Consider the following 24,004-nt stretch of genomic DNA (forward strand, 5'->3'; position numbering starts at 1 on the left):
CGCACGGGCCCATCACCTGATGAGCGGGTCGCGAGGGAGACCGAGGATGCGCTCCGCGATCTGATTGCGGGTGACCTCCGACGTCCCGCCGGCGATCGTCATGCCACGCGACCCCAGCACGAACAGGCCAGCGACCTTCGCCGGCGGTGCGATCAGCGCGACGTCGGCTCCGTACATCTCGGCCGCAAGTCCGGTCCGCGCCACAAAGTGCTCGGCGGTCAGCAGTTTGGTCACGTTGCCCTCGGAGCCGGGTTCGCCACCGGCCACACTGCGCGCCACCCGGCGCAGGTTGAGCAGCCGCAGCGCGTGATCGTCGGCCAGGAACTTCCCGGCGCGCTCCCCCGCGCCGGCCACGCGGTCGCCGAAACGCTGCGTCACGTCCACGATCGAGGCCGCGCCCCCGCGTCCCGCCGGCACTCCGCTCCCACCGAGGCTGACGCGTTCGTTTCCCAGCGTCGCGCGGGCGACCCGCCACCCGTCGTTCGGCTCCCCGACGACGTCGTGGTCGGGCACGAAAACCTCGGTGAGGAACACCTCGTTGAACTCCGAGACACCGGTGATCTGCCGCAGTGGCCGCACCTCGACCCCGGGCGCCGACATGTCGATGATCATCGTGGTGATGCCGGCGTGCTTGGACGCCGCCGGATCGGTGCGCACCGTGGCCAGCCCCAGTTGGCAGTACTGTGCGCCGCTGGTCCAGACCTTCTGGCCGGTGACTACCCAACCGCCTTCGGCCCGAACTCCTTTCGTGCTGACAGCCGCGGCATCCGAGCCTGCCCCCGGTTCGGAGAACAGCTGGCACCACACCTGCTCGCCGCGCAACGCCGGGGACACCAGACGCTCGATCTGCTCCGGGCTGCCGTGCTGGATCAGGGTCAGCACTGTCCAACTGGTGATGCCGAGTTCGGGACGTTTGACTCCCGCTGCCGCCATCTCCTGTTCAATGACCAACTGCTCGACGGCGTCGGCGGCGCGGCCCCACGGCGTGGGCCAGTGCGGCATCAGATAGCCGGTCTCGATCAGCTTCTCGCGCAACTGCGCGTCATCGAGGCCGGCCCACGTGGCGAACTCCGTGCGGATCTCGGTGCGCAACTGCTCCGCCTCGGGCGGCAGGTCGATCGCGTTGGTCCGCACCACACCCTTGCCCGTCAGCCGATACACGTCCGCCGGGGCCGTTCGGCCGCCGAAGATCCCCCGCAGGGTCAGCGCGCGCCGCAGGTGCAGGTGCGCGTCGTGCTCCCAGGTGAACCCAATACCACCGTGCACCTGGATGTTCAGTTCGGCGTTGTGCACATAGGCCGGGAACGCCAGCGTCGCCGCGACGGCCGCCATGAGCTCGAACTCATCCTCCCCCGCTGTCGCCGCGCGCGCGGCGTCCCAGACCGTCGCGGTCGCCGCCTCGGCCGCCACCAGCATGTTGGCCAGGTGGTGCTTGATCGCCTGGAAGGTGCCGATGGTCCGGCCGAACTGTTCACGCACCTTGGCGTACTCGACCGCCGCGTGCAGGCAGTCGTGCGCTCCGCCGACGGCCTCGGCCGCGGCGATGGTCCGGGCCAGCGCGACCGCAAGCTGCGCTTCACCGGGCAGGATGTCGGCGCCGCCAAGTTCGACGTCGGACAGACGCATCCGCCCCGACCGCCTGGTGGGATCAAGGCTGGCAGGCACGTCCACTGTCACGCCATCGGCCGTGGCGTCAAGGATCACGACGTCGTCACCCGCGATCAGCAGCACCAGATCGGCGAGTCCGGCTCCGAGCACCACGGCCTCACCCGAGAATCGGTCACCCTCAGCGGTCAACTGGGCATCGATCCCGACTCCCGCGGTGACGGTGCCGTCCACCAGGCCGGGCAGCCAGCGGGCCCGCTGCTCGTCACTGCCCGCGGCCGCGATGACCGCCGACGCGATCACGGTCGGCACGAATGGGCCGGGGGCCACCGCACGGCCGAACTCCTCGACCACGACGACGAGTTCGGGAAGCCCGAAACCGGCACCGCCGTACCCCTCCGGCACGTGCAGGCCCAGCCAGCCAAGTTGGGGCAGTTCCGCCCAGTGGCCGGGCCGCGCCTCATCCGCGGCGTCCAGCAGTGCGCGCGCGGCCCCACGTGCGCCGCGGGCCTGAAGGAAAGATTCTGCGACAGCGGCTATTTCACGGTGGTCTTCAGTGATGGCGATGCCCAACTGTCCTGCTCTCCCAACTTGCTCTGATGGGTCAGCGGCGGCCACGTCCGCCGGCCGAGTGCACCCGAGGCGGTGCGGGTCAGGTAGTCGTCGCGTTTGATGCCGCGCCACAACTGTGCGACGTAGTCGCGTTCGTCCACACCGCCGCGGCTGGCCAACTCCGCCAGCGCCGCGCGCCCCTCCGACACCGACGACGGGACCGTGCCCAGATAGGCCGCCAGTTCGGCGGTCTCGGCCGCGTCGACGACGGCACCGATCCGATCCACTTCAGCCAGATACTTGATGAGCCGCGCGGCACCCTTGACGTAGCGCGTGGCCAGCGCATCGGAAGATCTCGCGGCGGCACCTGCCATGGCCGACGCCGCGGCCTCGTACACCGGCGCGTTCTCGGAAACGTGTTCCTCGTCGGGGAATTCCACCCGCACTTCCGGGATTCCGACGACGTGCGCCAACGACTCCACCAGGAGGCGCCGATGCAACATTCCATAGATCAGGCTGTTGCCCGCATCGGGTGATCCCGACGGCGCTGAGGCGCGGATGTCGATGCTGCCCGGGCTGACCGAGGCCAGCCTGGTCTCGGCGAACAACCGGTAGTACCAGACCCTTTCCTCGTCGATCCGGTGACCGGACAGCTGCTCGTATTCGGCCAGCCTCGCCGGGAAGTCGGTGAAGGTGTCCTGCACAGTGCGCAGCGACAACCAGGCGATGTCGTCCATCGGGTCGCCGAAGTGCGCCAATTCCCAGTCGACGATGGCCGTCACGGCGCCATCTGCGTACATGAAGTTGCCTGGGCCGGTGTCGCCCTGCACCAAGACGGTCGGGCCGTCGTAGGCGGGAATGTTGCGTTCCAGCCAGTCGATGCAGAAACGCAGCAGCGGTGCGGGTTTGCCGTATCGGTCGACGCGCCTGCGCATGGCGTCGATCTCGGCGCGCACATGGGTCTCGACGTGTCCGGCCGGACCAAGGCTGTCGATGCGCAGTTCGGAGGCGTCGATCCGATGCAGCGCAGCGAGTTTGGCGATGAAGTCCTGGGCGGTACGCACCTGCTCACCCTCGTCCTGGATCAGGCGGAACCAGGTCTCGCCGCCGACCCGTTCCATCAGAACAGCCTGCGCGACGGGATGCGCAGCGATCACATGCGGCACCGTGACACCGTTCCGGTGCAACTCGGCCATGATGTCGGCCTCGACCTGCAGGGGGTGGAAAGCGCTGCCGGGCTCCGGATCTCGCGGGTCGTACCGCAGGAACAGCTCCTGCCGGTCGGCACCGGTACCCGCATCCACGAACCAGGCCTGGCGGCTCGCGCCGCCGGACACCTGCTTGACCTCGATGTGCTCGGCACCGCTGATCTCGCCGATCCACCGGAGCAGGTCCTCGGGGACCTCGGGTTTTCCCCTGCTCATCTGGGCGCCCCCGATTTGGATGCGGCGGCCAGCCACCGCTTGACGGCTTGGCGGTGCTCCTCGGTCAGCGCGCTGCGCACCATTCGCTCACTCTCCCGCCGCAGTGCGACGTCCAAGGGAAGTTGTTGGGCATCAGCGATGTTCGCCTTGACCCCGGCGAAGGCGAAGGTGGGCCCCGCAGCGATCTCGGCTGCCCAGCGCAGCGCGGCATCGGGCAGTTCATCATCGGAGACCACCCGATTGAACAGACCCAGCCGCTCCCCCTCGACGGAGTCGATCGGGGCGTCGGCCACCAACAGTTCCAGCGCTTTGGACGGTCCCAGAAGCCTGGTCAGAAACCACGCGCCGCCGAAGTCTCCCGAGAACGCGAGCTTGCTCCACCCCGGGATCAGTTTCGCCGAACGGGCCGCGATGCGAAGATCGGCGGCCAGCGCGATGCTCATCCCGGCGCCCACGGCCGCGCCGGGCAGCGCCGCGATCGTCACCTTGGGAATCTCGTGCAGCAGCTGGACCATTCGCGCGTTCTCGGTGAGCAGGTCGCTGCGCGCCGCCACCTCAGCCTCGGGGTCACCGCTGGACACCTGCCGTGCCGATCCGCCGTCGCGCACATCACCGCCGGCGCAGAACGCGCCGCCCGCTCCCGTGATGACCACCGCACCGATGCCGTCGTCGGCGCCGAACCGCTCGAGCAGGCGAGGCACGGCCTCGTAGATCTCGGTGTGCAGCGCGTTGCGCCGGTGGGGCCGGTTGAGCGTGACGACTCCGACACCGTCGACGACCTGTGCCAGGACGGTGTCGGTGCCCGTCTCGATACGGTGAGTGTCGGCCTGGGTCACCGCAGCGTTCCGTGGGCCAATTCGTTGTGACGGGCCGTCATCGCAGCCGCCTTGCGTTGGAGTTCCTCACTGGGCCGCGGCAGCACCACGGGCCCGAGTTCGCGACTGGGCAGCGCCACCGTGGCGGTGGCGGGCGCGGTGATCTCCCCGCGCTGACTGGTGGCCCGGAACTCGACGTCAACGACGCCGTTGCCATTTTCGACGCGCTTGCCGACGACTTCGCCGGTGATGATCTGGACGTCACCGATGAAGTTGAACTTGCGCATCTCGTCGTGCTGACGCACCAGCCAGCCGTCGTCACCCATCCAGTCCGTGAGGTAGTGGGTCAGCCAGCATTCCCGCATGACGCCGTAGTCGTAGGCCATCGGGTTGCCGATGGACTGCGACCACTCGTTCTCCCAGTGCAGGCGCTGCGCCACGTCGGGAATGCCCGCGGCGTTCTTGATGTAGAACTTCGGCGCGCGCTGGCGGTTCTTGTAGCCGACGCGGGCGGGACCGATGCCGTAGGGCGCCAATCCGTATCCGCCGGTGTGGAAGCAGATCATGTCGGTGAGGGTGAACGGACCCTTGGCCATCTTCGGCAGCACATCGCCGACGTTCACGTCCTCGTAGTAGCGCGGTTCGGCGCCGCGAGGTCCCTCGGCCGCGTAGATCTCGTCGATCTCGGCGATCTCGGCGTCGGTGTAGGTCGCGGCCTTGAGATCCATGTACTTGCCGCGTTCGCGCGACTTCTTGCGTTCGGTCGCGATCAGGATCATCCGCGTCACCGCCACAACCTCGGCCCGCTGGTTCACCCGCACCGAGCGGATGATCCGGATGATGGAGCGGCCGGCGTACTCGCTGGCCTTCTCCTCGATGGATTCCAGGCCGCCGAAACCGTAGAGGGTGTCACCCGGGTACACCGGGGCGAACCATTCGGTGTCCTGACCCGAGACGAACATATGCACGCCCGAGAACAGGCCCCTGGTGGCCTTGCGGATGTCGTCCGGGATGGGATCGCCCAGCATCTTGCGCGACATCGCGATGTGGATCATCGGTGGCGCAATCGGACCGCCCCAACGGGTTCCCGCCGCGTACTGGGGATCCGCGAACAACGGGTTGTCGTCACCGTAGGCGCGGGCGAAGTTGCGGATACCGTCGGCGCTCAGTTCGCGGTAGTACTCGTCGATACTGGTCGGGGCGTCGACACCCAGGAGCAGCTTGGCGCGCTCGATGTCCTCGTCCTTGATCGCGTGGTCGAAGTCCTGGGCCTGGTCTGTCTGTGTCATCGTCTCCTCTTCCCAGTCGTCTCGGTGCTTCCGCACGGGGTCGTTCTCAGTGCCTCAGCACGGGGTCGTATCAGTACATCCGGACTGGTAGCTTCGTGAGCCCGCGAAGTGACACCGTGGGCTTGTAGCGGAGGTCGTCGGGCCGGGCCGCGAGTTCCCAGTTCGGGAAACGCTCAACCAGCGTCGCCAGGGCCGTACGCCCCTCCAGCCGGGCCAGTTGGTGTCCCAGGCAGTAGTGGATTCCGAATGCAAACGCCAAGTGTCGGTTCGGCTTCCGGGTCAGATCCAGTTCTTCGGGTTTCTCGAACACCGATTCGTCGCGGTTGGCCGAGGTGATCGCGCCCAGCACCTGCGAGCCCCGCGGGATCGGCACTCCGTGGATCTCCATGTCCTCCAACGCGAACCGCGCTGCGCCGTCGGCCACCGGCGAGGTGAAGCGGAGCAGTTCCTCGATGGCGGTCGACTCCAGCAGTTCTGGCTGCGCGCGCAACAACTGCTGCTGGTCCGGATTCTCGATGAGGGCCAGCACGCTGCTGCCGATCAGGTTGGCCGTGGTGTCATGACCCGCCAGCAGCAGCAGGAAGACCATGGAGACGAGTTCTTTGTGGCTCAGCCGGTCACCGCCCTCGTTGGCAAGGACCAGTTCGGAGATCAGGCCCTCGTCCGGATTCAGGCGTCGGTCGTCGATGAGCTCTTCAAAGAGCTTGGCAAGCTTGCGCGCGGTCGGGAACCCGCGCAGCATGTTGCCCTGCTGGTTCCCCAACTTCTCGACCAGGAACTGAAACTTGTCCCGGTCCTCGTCGGCGACGCCGAGCATGGTGGCGATCACGGCCATCGGAAGCCGGACGGCGTACTCGTGCACCAGGTCGACATCGCGCATCGCGGCAACCTGATCGGCGAGTTCCTCGGCGATCTTGCTGACGTCGGCCGCCATGGTCGAGACCAGCTTCGGCGTGAACGCCTTGTGCACCAGCGTGCGTAACCGCTTGTGGTCGGGGTCGTCCTTGAACACCATGGTCTGGGCCAGCATCCGCAGGCTCGGCGGCAGCAGCCAGATGAACTTGCCCGCCGGCGAGTTCTTCATGACGTCGGTCGAGAACCGCTCGTCGCTGAAGACGAATTGGACGTCGTCGTAACGGGTGAGCATGTAGCCACCCTTGCCCTGCAGGAGGCCAGTCGCCGTCGCCCAGGACACGGGGTGGTTCTCCCGCAGATGGGCGTAGCGCGCATGCGGGTGGTCGAGCATCTCGCGACTATCAAGATCGGTCTTCTCCAGTGTGCCAACCACTCTGGACATCGCTACTCCCATCGACACGCCGCTCTCGCGTGAAGTCCCATCGGTCGGCGGGGCGCCTCGGGGACCGAACCGGCCCGTCCGGACACCTCATTGCCGCACTCCGCAATCCCCGTCGTTCACTCCGGTTTATTAGTACACTGATTTCCATGATTCCCGCTACCCCCCAGGAAGATCTGGACGCAGGCCGGCTTGAGTCCGGCACGCTTCGGGCCATCGAGTTCGAGGTGTCGGAGAACGTCGCCACGATCACTCTGAACCGTCCGGACGCACTGAACGCCATTTCCGGCGAGATGGCTCATGAACTGTCGTGGGCGTGGCAGACCGTGCGCGACACCGACGACATCCATGTGGCGGTGTTGCGGGCCGCGGGAGATCGCGCGTTCTGCACGGGCGTCGACGTCAAGGGGGACGGCAGTTGGTTCTTCAGATCCAACGTGTGGAACACGTTCGATCCGGGCACCGTCGTCTCCCCCAAGATCACCCACCGCTGTTGGAAGCCCGTGGTCACCGCGGTCAACGGACTGGCCGCAGGCGGCGCCCAGTACCTCATCAACGAGTCCGACATCGTGATCTGCGCCGACGATGCGGCGTTCTTCGACCCGCACGCCAACGCCTCGATCGTCTCGGCGCTCGAGCCCATCGGGATGCTGCATCGCGGCGTCCCACTCGGTGAGGTGCTGCGCTGGGCCCTGATGGGCACCGAGGAGCGGATCACCGCGGACACCGCCCTTCGCATCGGCCTGGTGTCCGAAGTGGTGCCGCGCGAACAGCTGTGGGCGCGCGCGCACGACATCGCGGCGTCCATCGCAGCGCGAAGCCCGCAGGCCATCCAGGGCACGATCCGCGCGATATGGGAATCTTTAGACATGACCCGGTCGACCGCTCTCCAGAACGGCATGGCCTACACCCACATCGGCAATCCACCGCTGGCCGAACGGCGCGCCGCCCCGCGCCGCAACGGGCCGCCGACGCTTCGATGATCTCGTGAGCGAACTGATCGCACCGCGGATCGATTCGCGGAAGGCCAAGCTGGCCGGGCGGGCCGCCGAACAGATCGTCTCCGACGTGATCGAGTTGGGCTGGCCAGTCGGCCACGTCCTGGGCTCGGAGGCCGAACTGCTCGAACGCTATGGCGTGAGCCGTGCGGTCCTGCGCGAGGCGGTCCGACTCGTCGAGCATCAGCGCGTGGCGCGGATGCGGCGCGGCACCGGCGGCGGCCTGGTGATCGACGAACCCGACATCGAGGCCGTGATCGGCCCGGCGATCATCTACCTGCTGCGCGTCGACGCCACGCTCGACGAGATCTTCGACACGCGGATCCTGCTGGAGGAACTTGCCGCCGAGATCGCCTCGCAGCGCGCAGGCGAGTCCGACATCCCCCTGCTCCGGGCAACCCTGGAGCGCGAGGCCTCCGGCGGGCCCGCCGACCACCGCCTGCTGCACTCGCAGGTCGCGGCCCTGACCCTCAACCCGGTCCTCGAACTCTTCGTCGAGACCTTCAGCCGGGTGAGCAACTTCTACTTCGCCGACGAGGCGGCCGTACCGCCCGAGGTCGCCCGCGAAGTCCACCGAGCCCACGACGCCATCGCCAAGGCGGTGCTGTCCAACAACCCCGGCCTGGCGCGCGAGCGCATGCGTCGGCACCTGCGCGCTGAAGGCGAGTTCATCCGGGCCCAACCCGACACCGTGCAACGCCTCGATCCGGCGGTCGCACTCGCCGGGTCCGTCGGCGACAAGCGCGGTGAGGCGCTGGCACGTCAACTGTTCGCCCAGATCGTCTCCACGGGCGCCCAGCCGGGGGCCTTCATCGGATCCGAGACCACGCTCATGGAGCGGCATCAGGCCAGCCGCGCGGTGGTGCGCGAGGCCATCCGCATCCTTGAGTACCACCAGATCGCGCTGACTCGGCGAGGTCCCGGCGGTGGGCTCTTCGTGGCCGAACCGGACAGTTCGGCGTTGGCGGACGTCATCACGATCTACCTTCGGCGACGCGGCGTGGAGTTGCGCCACATCGCCGATCTGCGCACGGGTCTGGAGTTGGCGGTGGTTGAACGCGCCGCCGCGAGGTTGTCCGAATTGCGGGCCGACGACATCGACGCGCTGCAGCGCTCCCTGCGCACCGAGGCTCAGCAGGGCCTGGAGATGGCGTTCGCCCAAGCCGAGGACTTCCACTCGATGCTGGCCAGGTTGACGGGCAACCGCGCGCTCGAACTCGTCCATCGCGTGACGATGCGGTTGGGCTGGCAGTTCTACTCGGAACTGGCCACGGCCAATCCACGGGTCAGCGCCCTGTCCGCACCGGCCGTCATCGAACCCGCCCACCAGGACATCACCGATGCCCTGGTGGCGGGCGACGCCGAACTGGCGATCATGCGGATGCGCGCGCACATGGCCGCGACCGCCAGCCCCTCCTGAAGGTGAGGAATGCGGCCTGCCGAGACTTTCCAGATTTCTGGATTAAGGATACTGTTCTATCCAATTGAATCTTGGGAGGGTGGATGCAGCATCCGTGGGATCAGCGCCTCGGCGTGTGGTGGATAGCGGAGGACCATCCGGACGCGCCGGCGATCGCCGAGTCCCCCAGCGGTCGCACCCTGACCTTCGGCGAGTTGACGTCCGCCGCGCACCGGGTGTCCCACGCCCTGCGCGCCCATGACCTGCAGACCGGCGGTGTGGTGGCCTACGCGCTGCCCAACGACGTCGACGCGGTCATCTGGCAGTTGGCCACCAACCAGATCGGGTTGCGCTACCTGACGCTCAACACGGCGCTGTCGGCCGAGGAGTTCGCGTCGATCCTCGAGCATTCCGGCGCCACGGTCCTGGTGAGCCACGCCGACTACCTCGACCGATTCCCGGCCCTGCCTGACGACATCACCCTGCGCATCATGGTGGGAGACCACGAGGCGGGCGGCGGCTTCGTCGCCGAGGCGGACTTTCTCGCCGGCCACCCGGACACCCCGCCGGCCGATCGCACCCAGGGCGACGCGATCCGCTACTCGTCGGGAACCACCGGCAAACCCAAGGGCATCGTCAGGGCGCTCGACGGCAGAGAGGCGTCCGAAGCCGCCAACGCTCTGGCGATCTTCGGCCGCGCGTTCGACTTCCGCCCCTTCGACGGCACGCACCTGGTCTCGACGGGCATGCACCACGCCGGATGCCAGAGCTTCTACCTGGGCGCGCTCAACGTCGGGCAGGCCTTGGTCATCCAGGGCCGGTTCGACGCCGAGAAGACCCTGTCCGCCATCGAGCAGCACGGGGTGACCACCGCGTACATGGTCCCCACGCAGTTCGTCCGCATGCTCAAACTGCCCGCCGACGTCCGCGAGAAGTACGACGTGTCCAGCCTGCGCTCGGTGGTCCACTCCGCGGCACCGTGCCCGCTGCAGGTCAAGAAGGAGATGATGGCCTGGTGGGGCCCGGTGATCTGGGAGACCTACGGCGGCACCGAGGGCCCGGCGACCATCGCGAAACCGCAGCGTTGGCTGGAGAGGCCCGGCACCGTCGGTCGCCCGATTCGCGGCGTGCGGGTCAAGATCCTCGACGACGGGGGGCGTGAACTGGGCGCGCATGACATCGGGGACGTCTACATCGAACGAACGGACGGACAGAGTTTCGAGTACCGGAACGACGCCGAACTCACCGAATCGGTGCACCGCGGTACCGCGTTCACGATCGGCGACGTCGGGTACCTCGACGACGACGGCTTCCTGTTCATCTGCGACCGCGCCAAGGACATGATCATCAGCGGCGGCGTGAACATCTATCCCGCCGAGGTCGAAGGCGTGCTGTCCAGTCACCCCGCAGTCGCCGACGTCGCCGTGATCGGCATCCCCGACCCGGAGTGGGGTGAACAGGTCAAGGCCGTGGTCGAACTGGTTCCGGGCCACGAACCGGCCACCGGGTTGGCCGACGACATCATCGCCTTCTGCCGGGCCCGCCTGGCCGGCTTCAAATGCCCCAGATCAGTCGACTTCGACTCGGCGCTGCCCCGCACCGAGGCAGGCAAGCTCGTCAAACGCCAGATCCGCGACGTGTACTGGGCCGACGCGGGCCGCCAGGTCTGACGTCCCCACCGCAGGAAGGAAGACCACGGTAATGACCGAGACGACCGCGACGGCGGCCGACCCCATCCCGATCGTCGGCTATCTGCATCTGGGTGAGTCTCCCCATCTGACCGCGACAGTGTGCGCGGACTGCGGCGCCTACTACTTCGATCACCGGGACGCGTGCGCGTCGTGCTTCGGCACGTCCTTCACGACCACGCCGGTGTCGACGACGGGCACGCTGCAGACCTTCACGGTCGTCGCGGTCGCGGCGCCGGGCGTCGCGGTCCCCTATGTCGCAGGCGTGGTCGACTGCGACGGAATCTCGGTGCGGGCCAACGTCGTCAACGTCGAGCCGACCGTGGACGCCGTCCGGCTGGGAATGCCGTTGCGGCTGACCACCTTTCCCATTGACACCGACGACGAAGGCCGAACCGCGATCGGTTTCGGCTTCGAACCGGCAGTCGGACCCGAAGGAGGCGAGGCACGATGAACGGCGACATCTGGATCCTGGGCATCGCGATGACAAAGTTCGGCAAGCGCCCCGACCGCGATGCGGTCGGCCTCGGCGTCGACGCCGCGAGCGCGGCGCTGTCGGACGCCCGTGTGACGGTCGGCGACATCGACGTCCTCACCGCGGGCAACCTGCTCGGCGCGCCCGGTTACGGGCAGGCCGTTCAGAAACAGCTCGGCCAGACGGGCATCCCGGTCTTCAACGTGGCCAACGCGTGCGCCACCGGCGCCACGGCGCTGCGCACCGCGATTCTGGCCATCAAGGCCGGCGAGGCCCATCTCGGACTCGCCGTGGGCGCCGAGAAGCTCGCCGGAGCCGGAATGCTCGGAGCCGGCGGGAAGTCCCGCTCCGGGGCCAAGACGTGGCAGCCCACCGGCCGACTGGACGCCGTCACCAGCCTCGAGGGACATGTCGGAACGGACCTGATGCCAGGGGTCTTCGCGCAGATCGGGATGCAGTACCTGCATCGTCACGCCTACGAGGGCACGCCGCTGGACCTGTTCGCCCGGATCAGCGAGAAGAACCACTTCCACTCGACGTTGAACCCCCTGGCGGCGCACACCAAGGCGATGTCGGCCGAACAGATCCGCAATGACGTGATGATCGCCTACCCGAACACCAGACCGATGTGCTCGGCCAACTGCGACGGCGCCGCCGCCGCGGTGCTGGTGAGCGATGAGCGACTGCAGACCCTGTCCGCCGAGCAGCGCCGTCGCGCGGTCAAGATCAGCGCGTCGGTGCTGACCACCGACCCGTGGGAGGAGGCGTGCCAGATCCTCCCCAACGTCAACACCGTCACGCGCAACGCGGCCGTGCAGGCCTATGAGCAGGCCGGTGTCGGCCCCGAGGACCTGGATCTGGTCGAGTTGCACGACTGCTTCGCGACCGCCGAACTGGTGCACTACGACAACCTGGGCCTGTGCGAACCCGGTGGTGCGGTGGACTTCTTCGAGAGCGGCGCACCCTGGCGGGACGGTCGCCTCCCGGTCAACGTCTCGGGTGGGCTGCAGTCCAAGGGGCATCCGATCGCCGCGACCGGGATCGCCAATGTCTGGGAGGTCTGCCAGCACCTCCGCGACGAGGCCAAAGAACGCCAGATCGAAGGCGCGCGAGTCGGTTTGGCGCACGTGATCGGACTCGGTTCCACGTGCGGCATCCATATTCTGGAGCGGGCCGCGTGACGGTTGCCCGCGCCTCCGCCGTGGGCTGAGTCGCTGGTATGCAGTTTCATCGACTATTCCCTAAATTAGTATCCTTTAGTTAGGATTGCGCCATGGTGCGTGCAGCCACCCCGGACGCGGCGGAGTCGACTCCGCCGGTCACCGCCGACACCCCGTTCGTGGCGGCGGACGACAACTTCCACGCGTCTCCCGACGGCAATCCGTACTGGGCCGAGACCACGTGGTGGTCGTTCAATGTGCCCGAACGCAAGCTGGGCGGTTGGCTGCACGCGACGTTCTACACCAACCAGGGTTTCGTGATCTGGCGCGTGTACGTGTGGGATCCACGGGGTCCGCACCGCGAGCAACTGCGGTATTTCCGTATGGAGGAGAAGGTGCCGGTGACCGACCCGGCGCCCGACCTGCGCGACATCACCATTCCCGGCGGCGGGTTCAGCGTCAGGATGCTGAAACCGCTTCGGGACTACCAGATCGAGTTCGCTGATCCGGCTTCGGATTTCGCGATCAGTCTGCACTTCGCAGGGGTGCACGACCCCCGCCGTTACACACCCGGCGAACCGCCCTTCATGGATCACACTCATCTCGACCAGCTCGGCCACGTCACCGGCGAGCTTCGTCTGGACGGTGAACTGATTCCCATCGACTGCTATTCCATCCGCGACCGGTCCTGGGCTCCACGCGGGGAACCCAGGCCGCCGTCGACCAAACCCGTCGCGCCGGCCGATCCGCCGCAGTCGCGCGTGCTGCATCCGGGTGGTCCGCCGTGGCGGGAGATCGAGCGGGAACGCGGCCGTGGCCGAATCCAGTACATCTTCGGGCACGCCGGGCCCGACACCGGCTTCCTGGCGTTCGTCCGGGTCGCCGATGGCGACGCCGACGGCTGGTCACCGCTGAACCACGGCTGGCTTCTGCGCGACGGACGCTTCGAACGTCTGGACAAAGCCACCAGCGTCATGAAGAACTACCGAGATCCGTTGACGGGCTTGAGTTCCCATATGCAGGTGCGACTCGTCGATCTCAGTGGCCGGACCATGGACGCCGAGGGTTACACGGTCAGCCACATCTGCGAACGGGCTGACAGCGGCAGTACCGCGCTGATGCGGTGGGACTTCGACGGCCAGATCGGGTGGGGCGAGGATCAGGACATCTGGCATCCCAAACATTTCACGCGTATGCGCGAGGCGCTACAAGCGGTGCGCTGAGCCCTCAGACACCGCAGAACAGGAGAAGACTATGACCGGACCGTTCGAGGGTGTGCGCGTCATCGAGGTGGCGTCGTGGACCTTCGTCCCCGGTGCGGGCGCGATCATGGCCGATCTCGGCGCCGACGTCATCAAGGTCGAACCGCCCACCGGCGATCCGCAACGCGCCCTCCGCAACGCGCTCAACGCCGATGACTCGGCACCCAATCCCTTCCTGCAGGTGCCCAACCGGGGTAAGCGCAGCATCACGCTTGACCTGCAGACCGAGGCCGGGGTCGCGGCGCTCATCCGGCTCACGCAGGGCGCCGACGTGTTCCTGACCAACTATCTGCCGAAGGTCCGCACCAAGCTCGGGATCGACGCCGACACCATGCGTGCTGCCGATCCCCGGCTGATCTATGTCCGCGGAACAGGCTGGGGCAGCCAGGGGGCCATGGCCGACACCGGCGGGTTCGACTCCGCCGCGGCGTGGTCGGCGGCCGGCGTGCAGAACAAGCTCACCGATCCCGGTGCCGCCACGCCGGTCCCGCAGCCCGCGGCGTTCTACGACTTGCAGGGCTCCAGCGCCATCGCGGGTGCGGTGGCCATGGCGCTGTTCCGCCGTGAGCGCACGGGCAAGGGCGGGGTCGTGGACGTGTCGCTGCTCGGCACCGGCATGTGGACCATGGGACCGGACCTGGTGGCGGTCGCGGCCGGATCGGGCGAACTTCCGCGGCCGAACCGTTTTGACGCGCCCAATCCGATCGTCAACTACTACCGCACAGCCGATGACCGGTGGCTGAATCTGGTGTGCCTGCAGGCGGATCGGTTCTGGGCCGAACTGTGCAAACTCATCGAACGACCGGACCTCGCCGACGACGAACGCTTCTCCGACTCCATCAAGCGCTTCACCAACCGCAGCGCGTGCATCGCCGAACTCGACAAGGCATTCGGGTCGCGACCGCTGGCCGAGTGGCGCGAGGTGCTGTCCGGATTCTCCGGCGTCTGGTCGGCCGCGGCCACCTTCGAAGAGGTGCTGAGCAATCCGGCGGCCACCGACAACGGCTATCTGCCCGAGGTCGTCGGCGCCGACGGTCACCCGTTCCGGGTGGTCGCACCGCCCTATCAGTTCGACGGTGTGCCCGGCGCCCCCGCGGGTCCGGCGCCCGAACTGGGTCAGCACACCGAGGAGGTGCTGCTGGACTTCGGGTGGGATTGGGACGAGATCTCGACGCTGCGCGAGGACGGCGTGCTGGGGTGACGGTGGAGTCAGAAGTACAGGTCGATCACGGACTCGGTGGCCAACTGGCCCCAGAGCATCTTGCGGCCTGCGTGACTCATATGGGAGGCCCACAGGGCACGCGCCCCGTCGGCGTCCTTGGCCTCGACCAGCGCGATGAACTTGTTGAAGTTCCGGAGCGTCTGCTTGAACTGCTTCTCGATGACGGCGGGATCGGTGGTCGAACTGACCACCCGCTCCATGTGACGCGTGACGACTTCGCGCAGCACCGCGCTGATCAGGGCCACCGTGGTGTTCCCGGACCGTTCCATGATCAGGTCGTGGAATCGGAAGGTGGCCGCGGACCACTCGCTCAGGTCGGCGTTCTCGGTGCCCTCGTTGACCATGCTCGCCAACTCACCCGCCGCGGCCTTGAGGTCGGCGATGTCGTTCGACGTCGCACGCGTGGCCAGCATTTCGGCCGCCGCGGGCTCGAGCACCATGCGGGCCTCGTAGACATCAGCCAGCGTGGTTCCCGACATCTGCAGGAGGAGCCCGAAATCCCGCGCAGCGACCGAGGTTTCGGGCGAGGACACCAGCACACCGCCGCGGGAACCACGCCTGACCACGATCAGCGACTCGCTCTCCAGGATCCGAAACGCCTCCCGCAACGTGGGGCGGGACACCCCGAACTGCTTAACCAGTTCAACCTCGGTCGGCAGCGCGTCGCCCTTCTTGAGCACGCCGCGCACGATTCGACTGCGCAGTTGATCGGCGATGAGTTCCGCGGTCTTCGGTGCGCGAACCAGTTTGGCCGCCGCACCGCTTCTGTTCACCACGTCCATTCCTTCGCCCGCTTTCCATTCCGTCAATCTCTTAAATCATGCTACTCAATCAGCGCACCCAGGAGGACATCGTGACGTCGACATCACTGGACACCCGCAAACTCTTCATCGATGGCGCCTGGACCGAGGGAGCCGGCGACGAGACGCTCGAAGTGCTCAACCCGGCGACCGAGGAGATCATCGCCGAGGTGCCCCAGGCCACGCCGGCCGACATCGACACCGCGGTGGCCGCGGCCCGCAGGGCGTTCGACGAGGGCCCCTGGCCACGGATGAGCCCGGCCGAACGCAGCCGCATCCTGAGCGCGATGGCTGACGAACTCACGCGGCGGCGCGCCGAACTGGTGGAGCTCAACATCGCCGAGGCCGGTTCCACGCGCATGCTCGCCGACTTCCTCCAAGTCGGCACTCCCATAGATCATTTCGCCGATATGGCCCACCGGGTTCTTCCGCAGTTCGCCTTCGAGGCACCGGTGGCTCCGATCCTGGGCCAGGGCATCGGCCAGGGCGTGGTGGTCCGGGAGCCCTACGGGGTGGCCGCACTGATCACGGCGTTCAACTTCCCGTTCCTGTTGAACCTGGCCAAGGTTGGGCCCGCGCTGGCCGCCGGCTGCACGGCCGTGCTCAAATCGTCGCCGTACACCCCGCTTGAGGCTCTGGTCCTCGGTGAGATCGCCCAGACCGCCGGACTGCCGCCGGGCACGTTGAACATCGTCACCGGCGACGTCGCGGCAGGTGAGCGCCTGACCCAGCACGCGGGTGTCGACATCGTGAGCTTCACGGGTTCGGATGCGGTGGGGCGCAAGGTCTATGCACAGGGTGCGGAGTCGATCAAGAAGGTCGTGCTCGAACTCGGCGGCAAGTCGGCCAATGTCATCCTCGACGACGCCGACCTCGACAAGGTGCTGGAATCCGTTCTGGGCGGCTTCATCACACACGCCGGACAGGGGTGCGCACTGCAGACCAGGATTCTTGTGCACGAGTCCCTGCATGACGACCTGGTGGCCAGGATCGTCGGCACCCTCGGGTTCATCAGCGTGGGCGACCCCTCAGATCCCGCGACCGTGATGGGACCCCTGATCCGTGAGGTGCAGCGGCAGCGCGTGGAGGCCCTGATCGCCTCGGGCGTCGAAGAGGGCGCGCAGATCGCCTTCGGCGGCAAGCGCCCGGCTCATCTGGAGCGCGGATTCTTCCTCGAGCCAACGCTGTTCGTCGGTGTCGACAACGGTATGCGGATCGCACAGGAGGAGTTCTTCGGCCCCGTGGGTGTGGTCATCCCGTTCAAGGACGATGCCGATGCGGTCCGGATCGCCAACGACAGCCGCTACGGGTTGTCCGGCGGCGTGTGGTCCGGCGATCCGCTGCGCGCAAGTGCGGTCGCGCACCAGTTGCGCACGGGAATGGTCGTCATCAACGGCGGCGGCGGCGGACTCAACCCGAACTCGCCGTTCGGCGGTTACAAACACAGCGGCATCGGTCGTGAGTTCGGGCAGTTCGGCCTGGAGGAGTACCTGCAGCACAAAGCGCTTCAATGGCCGGTGGGATGACCGGTTGACGAGGAGGATGAGGCCATGCGCATTCCACTGCGATTCGCAGCAGCGGCGACTGCGGGCCTCATCAGCGCTGTCGCCGGGGCGACCTCCGGGCAGGCCCAGCCGTTGCCTGCCCGGCCGCCCGGCTCACCGCAGTACATCGACCACGTCGCCTGGGAGTACCACGGCGAACGCGCGACGCTGCGCATCTTCCCCACCATGTGGGGATGGTCGGCGGCCGGCATTTTCACCAACGGCGCTCAGAGTTACGACGCGTGGGCCGAACTCCTCGAGCATGCGCCGGAGGCCAACACGCTGAGCATGCAGCATCAGTTCTTCTGCCACTGGCAGTTGGCGACCTTCACCAATCCCGGCAAGGTCGGCACCTGGAATCTGGAGCCCTGGCGAGAGGTCGTCAGCGACACGATGCTGATCAACTCGGGGTGCAATCCTGGCGGACCGGACGACGTGCTCAACTGGTGATGCCGGCGAACGCCGGAGCGATCAGGTCGGACACACCCGCCCACGGGATGGTGATCGTCCGCCGTTCCCGGCCGAACTGGCCCTCGAGGAAGTGCAGTTCGATTCCGGCCGCGGTGGGAATCCAGAACCGATAGTTGCGTTCGATCGGCGCCATCGAGGGAGAGTACTCGGCCCATCCGCCTAGGGGCGGCGTCGGATAGGTTGCGGGCAGAATCTGTTTCGTGAGCTCTGCGAGCCTGACCAGACCCGCCTGCCGGTCAACAAACAGGTTGTCCCAGACGATCTGAATTCCGCTGCGGGAGTCGAACACCCGGGTGGCGACGGCGTCGACCGGCATGTTGGGCAGGTTGACCGCGTCGTACTGCCCGAGGAACAGCGCCGAGATGGTCATCGGGCGGAACAGGAGCCTGCCCTGCGTGTGGAACGTCCACGGTGAGGTCTTGCTGGCGCTGGCGGCGTAGAGCCACACCTGCCCGTTGGCCTCGTCGTCGAGGATGCGGTTGATCGTATCGGCGATCGCGGGGTCACCCCCGGCCACCTTCTCGTAGTTCACGGTCCAGTCGCCCAGGCCGTTGGGGCTGACGCCCGCCCGCACGTCCGGGACCACGGTGTAGGTGACGCCGTTGGAGACGGTGTCGGCGTGCGCACCCGGCGCCGTCCCGAGTGCGACCGTGATGGCGAGGCCGGCCGCAGCGAAGGTGCGCCCGATTCGACTGCGACTGTGCACTTTCCGTCCTCCAATCACGGTATCTCGACGTTGCTGGTCAGCCAGCGGCCGTCGACCTTCTCCATCGTCATGATGATTCTGCTGCGGTCGACCCGCGGTTCCGGATTGGCCGAGTTGGTCACCGACTGATCCACGAAGAGCATGACCTCGACCCTGTCGGGGGTCGCGGACTTCACGCCGGCGGCCACCACGGTGCCCTTTGCCGCGGCCTTGTTGTCGATCAGCACGGACTTCAGCTGCGCACTCGACTGGCTGTACATGTTCTTGAATTCTCCTGTGGCGCCGTCCAGTACGGCCGCGAAGTTGGAGTCCAGCTTGGCCCCGTCGAGGCTCGTGAGAGTGACGGCGTACTGCTGTGCGGCCGCCGTCGCCTGTTCGGCGGCGGTGCTGATCTCGCGTTCGGACCTCAATTCCCACACCAGCACCACGGCCGCGGTCACGGCGGCGAGCAGCACCGCGACGCCCGTACCGAGGGCCAGCACTGTGCGTGTCGGTCGCCACGACCTGCTGGCTGCGGCGGACTCGTCAGATCCTTCGGCACCGGAGCCTCCGGCCGGGTCCTGACCGGCGTCCTGGTCTGCCGCTTCGTCGGCGTCCCTGGGGGCCTCATCGACGTCGTCGTGGACGTCCTGCAGCACGTCATCGGTGATGCTCATCTGGCTCCTTCTCGGCACGCCCGCATCAGGGACCGTGCGGCGCTGGGGGCAGCGGGAGGTTCGGTCCGCCGTAGGGGGTCGGGATCGTCAGCGGCCCCATCGGCGTCGGATCGGCGCGCTTGAGCGGATCAGAGCCCGGCGGCGGCCCCGCGGTGTCGTCACCGGGCGGACGGGGGGCATTCCGGGCACCGCGCACCAGGTACTTGGGGTCCGGATTGGGACAGTAGGTGTACAGATAGGGCTCGGGGAAGTCCGTGACCGTCGGCGGGGACTTCGGCAGGTTGTAGTCGCAGGAGTACCGCTGGTAGAGGCTGACCGCGCCCCACACGCCACCGTCCCGGAACGAGCTGCCGAGTTCCGCCAACGCCGATCCCTGCCGATACTTCGGGAAGAAGAACTCCTCCAGCGCAGGAACCCGCAGGTACATCACCTGGGACGCCGTGGTCAGATTGCCCAGCAGCTGCACCATGGTCGGCGAGTTGTCGGCGATCAGGTCGTCGATCCGCTGCATCGTCCCGGGTCCCTGATCCAGCAGGGTGCGGTATCCACCATCCATGCGCTGCACGCCACCGAGGATGCCCGCCAGATTGGTCGATGTGGTCTCCAGCCCGGGACTGACATCGCGCACCGTTCCCAGCACCACCTTGCTGGTCCGCAGGAGGCTGACGGTCTGCGGCAGAACCGAATCCAGCGTCGACACCAGGAACGATCCACCGTCGAGGATCGCCCCGAGCTTCTCCGGCCCCTGCGGGCCGACTTTGAGTTCGTCGAGCACCGCGCGGAGTTTGTCGGGCTCGATCTGCTGCAGCGTGCCGTCGAGGTTGCCCAGCAGAGTTGCCAGCGACACCGGCGTCGACGTTCTGTTGCTGTCGACCTCGTCCCCGTCGGCCAGGTATGGGCCGTCGTTGCGGTCGGCCCGGAAGTCGAGGTACTGCTCTCCGGCCGGGGACAGCGCCGACACCCGGACCATGCTGTCGCTGGGAATCTCGGTGTCCGGGGCCAGCGCCGCGACCGCCATCACGCCCCGCTCGGTCAGATCGATGGAGCGCACCCGACCCACCGGAACGCCGCGGAGGGTCACGTCCTGCCCCGGAAGGAGGCCGCCGGTCTCCTCCAGATGAACGCGCACAAGCTTTTCCGTGCGGGTCGGGTCCACCCGCAGCGTCCCGAACACCAGGTAAGTCACGCCGATGACGAACATGACGGCCAGCGCGCACGCGGACAACCCGAGGCGTCTGTCTTTCGCGTAGCGGAGGCCGGCCAGCATCCGGGCGATCACGGTGTCCCCTCCGGCGCCGGAGTGTGGGGCGCCAACAGGTTCGTCCTGGGCGGCGCCGGCGCCAGGGACCCGGGTGCGGGTCCGATCAGGTCCGGCGGCGGCACATTGCCCGGCGGCGGTGTCGGCGCTCCCCAGAATTTGTTCCTCACCCGGATCAGCTCATAGGTGATGCTGCCCACCATATTTCGGAAGTCTTCGCGGGTGGGGGCGCGGCTGCCCGGGTCCGCGGGGTGGTACGGGTCGGCGAACGCACCGACCGCCAGGTCGGCCAGGTCGATGTCCACGTTGGACGACGTGCTGTTGGTCAGCTTGATGATCGGCCCGAACAGGAGGTTGAAGTTCGCCAATGACGCACCCGGCGCCTGGGATGCGTCATTGAGCGCCGCGGACAACCGGTTGATATCGGCCATCATGCTGCGGGACTCCTCGCCGCGCACCGACGGCAGTTTGGCCAACTGCAGTGTGATCCGATTGACCTGGGTGATCAGGTCCACGATGTGGTTGGTGTTGTCCGACAATGTGCTCAGCGCCGGACTTGCGGCGGCCAGGGCGTCGTTGATGGCGGTCTGGCGTTCCGACAGCGTGGCCGCGACGTCGCCGGTCTGCGCCAGGGCGGCCTTGATGGACTGGGATCGGTCGGACATGCTCTGGATCAGTCGGGTGGATTCGTCGAGGAACACCTGCAGGTCGTCGCCTTTGCCGCCGACCGCGGCGCCCATGCCGTTGATGACCTTGGTGAGGTTGCGGATCGCGCCGCCGTTGACCAGCAGGGCCGCGGTGCTGAGCACCTCCTCCACCGACGCGGCGGACGCTGTGTCGTCCACCGGTATCGAGTCCCCGGGTTGCAGCGTGGGGGAGGCGCTGGTGACCTGTGCTGGTGGACTGAGCGCGACGAACACGTCGCCCAACGGTGTGGCAGAACGCAGTTCGGCTCTGGTGCCCACCGGGATGCGCACGTCCGAGGCGATCTTCATGGTGACCACGGCCTGGTAGTTGCGGGCCGCCATGGACTCCACTTCGCCGACGTCGGCGCCCGACAGCCTGACCTTGGCCTTGGCCGGCAGGTTGAGGGCGTCGGTGAATGTCGCGGTGACGGGGTAGGTCTGGCGTCCCGCCGACGGGGCCGGCAGCGGCATCTGGTCGAGTCCCACCGAACACGACGTGACGCAGGCGGCCACGCATGCGGATGCGGTGCCTGCGGCCAGAGTTCTCACGATTCTGTTCATGGTCCCAGCCCCGCCAATCCCTCGAGCATGCTGGTCATCCCGAAGTCGGGCCCGAAATCTGTGATGGTGCCGGTCGCGCAGCCGAGTTGCCTCATGCCCAGCAGGTTGCACAACTCCTTGGTGGCCTGGCCGTTGAGTTCGATCTTGTCCAGGGTGGGATGCGCTCTGATGGCGTCCTTCTCGTGGTCGATCATGTTGTAGACGTTGTCCAGCACCATGGGCGCCAGGTCCAGGGTCTCGGCCAGTTCCCGTCGATAATCGGCCATGGCCCGAGTCACCAACTCGGTGTTGGTCGCCGTGGAGTTGAGGTGCTCGCGGTTGCTCTCCAGCAGATCGGCAGTGCCCGAGAGGATCTGGTTGATCTGCGCTCCGGTGGAACCACTGCCCAACTGCTCGGCGCCCAGCACCTGGCTCAGCTGTCGGACGGCGGTGCCGACCTCACGGATCGTCTGGTCGTTCTCGGCGGCGGCCGTGGTCAGGCTGTCCAGACTGGTCACGATGGTGGTGATGGCGTCGCCGGTGGGGGCACCGCGCTCCTCGCTGAGTTGCAACGCCTTCGACAGCTCCCCCAGGGCGGAGCGGATCTTGGGCCCGTTGCCGGTGGTCATCGCGGCACTGACGTTCAGCAGGTCCGTGACGGGCCCGGAACCCTTTCCGTCCCCCTGCAGTTCGACCGCGAGTTTGTCGATCATGGCCAGCACCCGATCGAATTCCACTGGTGTACGGGTCCGGGCCAGACTGAGCCGATCGTTGTCGTTGAGGGTGGGGCCGCCCTTGTAGACGGGCGTGAACTCCACGTGTCGGTCGGTCAGGATGGAGGTCGAGACTGTGACGGCCGTGGCGTCGGCGGGGATCTTCACACCGGGGTCGATGCGCATCGTGACGTCGACGTACTGGCCTTTGGCGTCGATCTTCTCGACCTTGCCCACCGGCATGCCCAGAATCGCCACCGCGTTGCCCTCGTACAGGCCGCTGGCGTTGTCGAACTGCGCGGTGATCGTCATGGCGCGGTCCCTGGACAGGGGCCCGCTGGAGCATCCACACGCCGCCGCCACCAATGCGATCACGGCCGTGAGCTTCCACAGAGAACGTGGACTCATTGGCAGTCCTCGAAGTAGTTCGGCAGGTTGAACTGGATGGCTCGGCTGCTGAGGGCGCACATGAACGAATCGATCAGCGTGCCCCCGGAGGAGGTGAAGTCGAACTCGTTCCCGCTGCCGGTGGCGTTGGCGAAGTTGCGCACCGGCACGGGCAGGATCTGCAGCGTGTTTCGGAGCAGTTCCTCGTTGCGCCCCACCGCCCCCAGCATGCCGTCGAGGTTGCCCAGGAGTTCATCGATCTGCGGTCGGTTGTCGATCAGCACGGGCCGCAGCTGGTTCACCAGTTTGGTGGTGGCATCGATCAACCGCACCACCATCTCCCGGCGATTGGCCAGGTCCGACAGCACCACGTGCGACTGGTTGACCAGCAGCCCCAGGCTCTGCTGCTGATTGCTCAGCAGCTCGGTGACCCGCTGGGTGCTGCGCAACAGCGCACTGATCTCGTCGCGCCGAGCCGACAACACCGACGACAGGTGCGCAACATTGTCCAAGGCCTGCGGCAGGATCTCCGGTGTGCCCCGAAGCTGCTGGGACAGAGTCGTCATCGACTGCGCGATCTTCTCGGCGTCCACGGCCTCGAAGGTGGTGGTGGCGTCCTGCAGCGCAGCCTGCAGGTCGTAGGGCACTTCGGTGTTGGACAGCGGAATCCTGTTGTCCTCCAACTCCCCAGAGCCCGCCGGTTGCAGGTCGACGTAGCGTGCCCCGAGCAGTGTGGTCAGCTTGATCTCGGCACGTGTCGACCTCCCGGCAGGAACGGTGTCGTCGACCTCGAAGGTCACGGCCACATGGTCATCTTCGAGTCGAAGACCCTTCACCGATCCGACGTGCACACCCGCCACGGTCACCTGGTCGCCAGCGCTGATGCCGGCGGCCTGTGCGAATTCGGCGGTGTAGGTGGTCTTTCCGAGGCCCAGGCGGCCAAGGCCGAGTGCGGCACCCAGCACGACCGCGATGATCGCGACCGTGATGACACCCAGGCGCAGCTTGCTGTGCTCCTCGATGGGCCGGTGGAACAGGTTCTTGATCTTCTCCCTCATGA

The 24,004-nt window shown here is 67.2% G+C and carries 21 protein-coding genes; 9 read left to right on the top strand and 12 right to left on the bottom strand.

All coding sequences use genetic code 11. The features are described 5' to 3' along the window. Positions 1-12 precede the first annotated feature (12 nt). From G6N34_RS23925 to G6N34_RS23945, 5 genes are all read right to left on the bottom strand, one after another. Entirely contained in the window at positions 13-2,178 is a 2,166-nt protein-coding gene (locus G6N34_RS23925; RefSeq protein ID WP_085152002.1) for an acyl-CoA dehydrogenase family protein, read from the bottom strand. Continuing rightward, a complete protein-coding gene (locus G6N34_RS23930) occupies positions 2,142-3,581 on the bottom strand; it encodes a phosphotransferase family protein (RefSeq protein WP_085152208.1) in 1,440 nt (479 codons plus the stop codon). Before G6N34_RS23930 ends, G6N34_RS23925 begins: the two co-directional genes overlap by 37 nt. Continuing rightward, a complete protein-coding gene (locus tag G6N34_RS23935; protein WP_085152003.1) occupies positions 3,578-4,417 on the bottom strand; it encodes an enoyl-CoA hydratase/isomerase family protein in 840 nt (279 codons plus the stop codon). The genes G6N34_RS23930 and G6N34_RS23935 overlap by 4 nt, the downstream gene beginning before the upstream one ends. After that, on the bottom strand, positions 4,414-5,685 hold the full coding sequence (locus G6N34_RS23940) for an FAS1-like dehydratase domain-containing protein (protein WP_085152209.1): 1,272 nt from the start codon (positions 5,683-5,685) through the stop codon (positions 4,414-4,416). Before G6N34_RS23940 ends, G6N34_RS23935 begins: the two co-directional genes overlap by 4 nt. A gap of 70 nt (positions 5,686-5,755) precedes the next feature. Then, the gene (locus tag G6N34_RS23945) at positions 5,756-6,982 is read right to left on the bottom strand and encodes a cytochrome P450 family protein (protein ID WP_085152004.1); all 1,227 of its coding nucleotides are present in this window, start codon (positions 6,980-6,982) and stop codon (positions 5,756-5,758) included. A gap of 146 nt (positions 6,983-7,128) precedes the next feature. Between G6N34_RS23945 and G6N34_RS23950 the strand changes: the two genes are divergently transcribed. The 7 genes from G6N34_RS23950 to G6N34_RS23980 all read left to right on the top strand — a co-directional run bounded on the left by G6N34_RS23950 (position 7,129) and on the right by G6N34_RS23980 (position 15,162). Further along, a complete protein-coding gene (locus G6N34_RS23950) occupies positions 7,129-7,962 on the top strand; it encodes an enoyl-CoA hydratase/isomerase family protein (RefSeq protein ID WP_085152005.1) in 834 nt (277 codons plus the stop codon). A 4-nt stretch (positions 7,963-7,966) separates the two neighbouring features. After that, positions 7,967-9,397 (top strand): FadR/GntR family transcriptional regulator, encoded by a 1,431-nt coding sequence (locus G6N34_RS23955; RefSeq protein WP_085152006.1) that lies wholly within the window; start codon positions 7,967-7,969, stop codon positions 9,395-9,397. Positions 9,398-9,480: 83 nt separating this feature from the next. Further along, positions 9,481-11,046, top strand: a complete 1,566-nt coding sequence (locus G6N34_RS23960) for an AMP-binding protein (protein WP_085152007.1) — start codon at positions 9,481-9,483, stop codon at positions 11,044-11,046. 31 nt (positions 11,047-11,077) lie between these two features. Then, complete coding sequence (locus G6N34_RS23965; protein ID WP_085152008.1) at positions 11,078-11,518, top strand: Zn-ribbon domain-containing OB-fold protein; 441 nt, start codon at positions 11,078-11,080, stop codon at positions 11,516-11,518. Next, positions 11,515-12,720, top strand: a complete 1,206-nt coding sequence (locus tag G6N34_RS23970) for a thiolase family protein (protein ID WP_085152009.1) — start codon at positions 11,515-11,517, stop codon at positions 12,718-12,720. The genes G6N34_RS23965 and G6N34_RS23970 overlap by 4 nt, the downstream gene beginning before the upstream one ends. A gap of 92 nt (positions 12,721-12,812) precedes the next feature. Further along, positions 12,813-13,922, top strand: a complete 1,110-nt coding sequence (locus G6N34_RS23975) for a DUF7064 domain-containing protein (protein ID WP_085152010.1) — start codon at positions 12,813-12,815, stop codon at positions 13,920-13,922. 31 nt (positions 13,923-13,953) lie between these two features. Beyond that, positions 13,954-15,162 carry a CaiB/BaiF CoA transferase family protein gene (locus G6N34_RS23980; RefSeq protein ID WP_085152011.1) on the top strand — a complete coding sequence of 403 codons (1,209 nt, stop codon included), beginning with the start codon at positions 13,954-13,956 and terminating at the stop codon, positions 15,160-15,162. An 8-nt stretch (positions 15,163-15,170) separates the two neighbouring features. Here the strand turns inward: G6N34_RS23980 and G6N34_RS23985 are convergent, their stop codons facing one another. After that, on the bottom strand, positions 15,171-15,965 hold the full coding sequence (locus G6N34_RS23985; protein WP_085152012.1) for a FadR/GntR family transcriptional regulator: 795 nt from the start codon (positions 15,963-15,965) through the stop codon (positions 15,171-15,173). Positions 15,966-16,003: 38 nt separating this feature from the next. Here G6N34_RS23985 and G6N34_RS23990 point away from each other — a divergent pair, with 38 nt between their 5' ends. Further along, complete coding sequence (locus G6N34_RS23990) at positions 16,004-17,509, top strand: aldehyde dehydrogenase family protein (protein ID WP_179965797.1); 1,506 nt, start codon at positions 16,004-16,006, stop codon at positions 17,507-17,509. Between the two features lie 24 nt (positions 17,510-17,533). Continuing rightward, positions 17,534-17,977 carry a DUF2599 domain-containing protein gene (locus G6N34_RS23995; protein ID WP_085152013.1) on the top strand — a complete coding sequence of 148 codons (444 nt, stop codon included), beginning with the start codon at positions 17,534-17,536 and terminating at the stop codon, positions 17,975-17,977. Here G6N34_RS23995 and G6N34_RS24000 read toward each other — a convergent pair. From G6N34_RS24000 to G6N34_RS24025, 6 genes are read right to left on the bottom strand one after another with little or no spacing between them, the layout of a single operon-like run. Next, positions 17,967-18,704 carry a DUF3298 domain-containing protein gene (locus tag G6N34_RS24000; RefSeq protein WP_234812893.1) on the bottom strand — a complete coding sequence of 246 codons (738 nt, stop codon included), beginning with the start codon at positions 18,702-18,704 and terminating at the stop codon, positions 17,967-17,969. The two genes, G6N34_RS23995 and G6N34_RS24000, sit on opposite strands and share 11 nt — an antisense overlap. A gap of 14 nt (positions 18,705-18,718) precedes the next feature. Beyond that, positions 18,719-19,360, bottom strand: a complete 642-nt coding sequence (locus G6N34_RS24005) for an Rv1363c family protein (RefSeq protein ID WP_085152014.1) — start codon at positions 19,358-19,360, stop codon at positions 18,719-18,721. 25 nt (positions 19,361-19,385) lie between these two features. Next, complete coding sequence (locus G6N34_RS24010; protein WP_085152212.1) at positions 19,386-20,627, bottom strand: MlaD family protein; 1,242 nt, start codon at positions 20,625-20,627, stop codon at positions 19,386-19,388. A gap of 8 nt (positions 20,628-20,635) precedes the next feature. After that, positions 20,636-21,865 carry an MlaD family protein gene (locus G6N34_RS24015; protein WP_085152015.1) on the bottom strand — a complete coding sequence of 410 codons (1,230 nt, stop codon included), beginning with the start codon at positions 21,863-21,865 and terminating at the stop codon, positions 20,636-20,638. After that, a complete protein-coding gene (locus G6N34_RS24020) occupies positions 21,862-22,965 on the bottom strand; it encodes an MCE family protein (protein WP_085152016.1) in 1,104 nt (367 codons plus the stop codon). Before G6N34_RS24020 ends, G6N34_RS24015 begins: the two co-directional genes overlap by 4 nt. After that, positions 22,962-24,002 (bottom strand): MCE family protein, encoded by a 1,041-nt coding sequence (locus G6N34_RS24025; RefSeq protein ID WP_085152017.1) that lies wholly within the window; start codon positions 24,000-24,002, stop codon positions 22,962-22,964. The genes G6N34_RS24020 and G6N34_RS24025 overlap by 4 nt, the downstream gene beginning before the upstream one ends. Positions 24,003-24,004 lie beyond the last annotated feature (2 nt).

Source organism: Mycolicibacterium confluentis (assembly GCF_010729895.1).
GTDB lineage: Bacteria > Actinomycetota > Actinomycetes > Mycobacteriales > Mycobacteriaceae > Mycobacterium > Mycobacterium confluentis.

Bases quoted from the DNA above. Each gene is read 5' to 3' on its own strand.
- G6N34_RS23930 (WP_085152208.1), bottom strand. From the start codon at position 3,581: ATGAGCAGGGGAAAACCCGAGGTCCCCGAGGACCTGCTCCGGTGGATC.
- G6N34_RS23940 (WP_085152209.1), bottom strand. From the start codon at position 5,685: ATGACACAGACAGACCAGGCCCAGGACTTCGACCACGCGATCAAGGAC.
- G6N34_RS23945 (WP_085152004.1), bottom strand. From the start codon at position 6,982: ATGTCCAGAGTGGTTGGCACACTGGAGAAGACCGATCTTGATAGTCGC.
- G6N34_RS23950 (WP_085152005.1), top strand. From the start codon at position 7,129: ATGATTCCCGCTACCCCCCAGGAAGATCTGGACGCAGGCCGGCTTGAG.
- G6N34_RS23960 (WP_085152007.1), top strand. From the start codon at position 9,481: ATGCAGCATCCGTGGGATCAGCGCCTCGGCGTGTGGTGGATAGCGGAG.
- G6N34_RS23965 (WP_085152008.1), top strand. From the start codon at position 11,078: ATGACCGAGACGACCGCGACGGCGGCCGACCCCATCCCGATCGTCGGC.
- G6N34_RS23970 (WP_085152009.1), top strand. From the start codon at position 11,515: ATGAACGGCGACATCTGGATCCTGGGCATCGCGATGACAAAGTTCGGC.
- G6N34_RS23975 (WP_085152010.1), top strand. From the start codon at position 12,813: ATGGTGCGTGCAGCCACCCCGGACGCGGCGGAGTCGACTCCGCCGGTC.
- G6N34_RS23980 (WP_085152011.1), top strand. From the start codon at position 13,954: ATGACCGGACCGTTCGAGGGTGTGCGCGTCATCGAGGTGGCGTCGTGG.
- G6N34_RS23985 (WP_085152012.1), bottom strand. From the start codon at position 15,965: ATGGACGTGGTGAACAGAAGCGGTGCGGCGGCCAAACTGGTTCGCGCA.
- G6N34_RS23990 (WP_179965797.1), top strand. From the start codon at position 16,004: ATGCTACTCAATCAGCGCACCCAGGAGGACATCGTGACGTCGACATCA.
- G6N34_RS23995 (WP_085152013.1), top strand. From the start codon at position 17,534: ATGCGCATTCCACTGCGATTCGCAGCAGCGGCGACTGCGGGCCTCATC.
- G6N34_RS24005 (WP_085152014.1), bottom strand. From the start codon at position 19,360: ATGAGCATCACCGATGACGTGCTGCAGGACGTCCACGACGACGTCGAT.
- G6N34_RS24010 (WP_085152212.1), bottom strand. From the start codon at position 20,627: ATGCTGGCCGGCCTCCGCTACGCGAAAGACAGACGCCTCGGGTTGTCC.
- G6N34_RS24015 (WP_085152015.1), bottom strand. From the start codon at position 21,865: ATGAACAGAATCGTGAGAACTCTGGCCGCAGGCACCGCATCCGCATGC.
- G6N34_RS24020 (WP_085152016.1), bottom strand. From the start codon at position 22,965: ATGAGTCCACGTTCTCTGTGGAAGCTCACGGCCGTGATCGCATTGGTG.
- G6N34_RS24025 (WP_085152017.1), bottom strand. From the start codon at position 24,002: ATGAGGGAGAAGATCAAGAACCTGTTCCACCGGCCCATCGAGGAGCAC.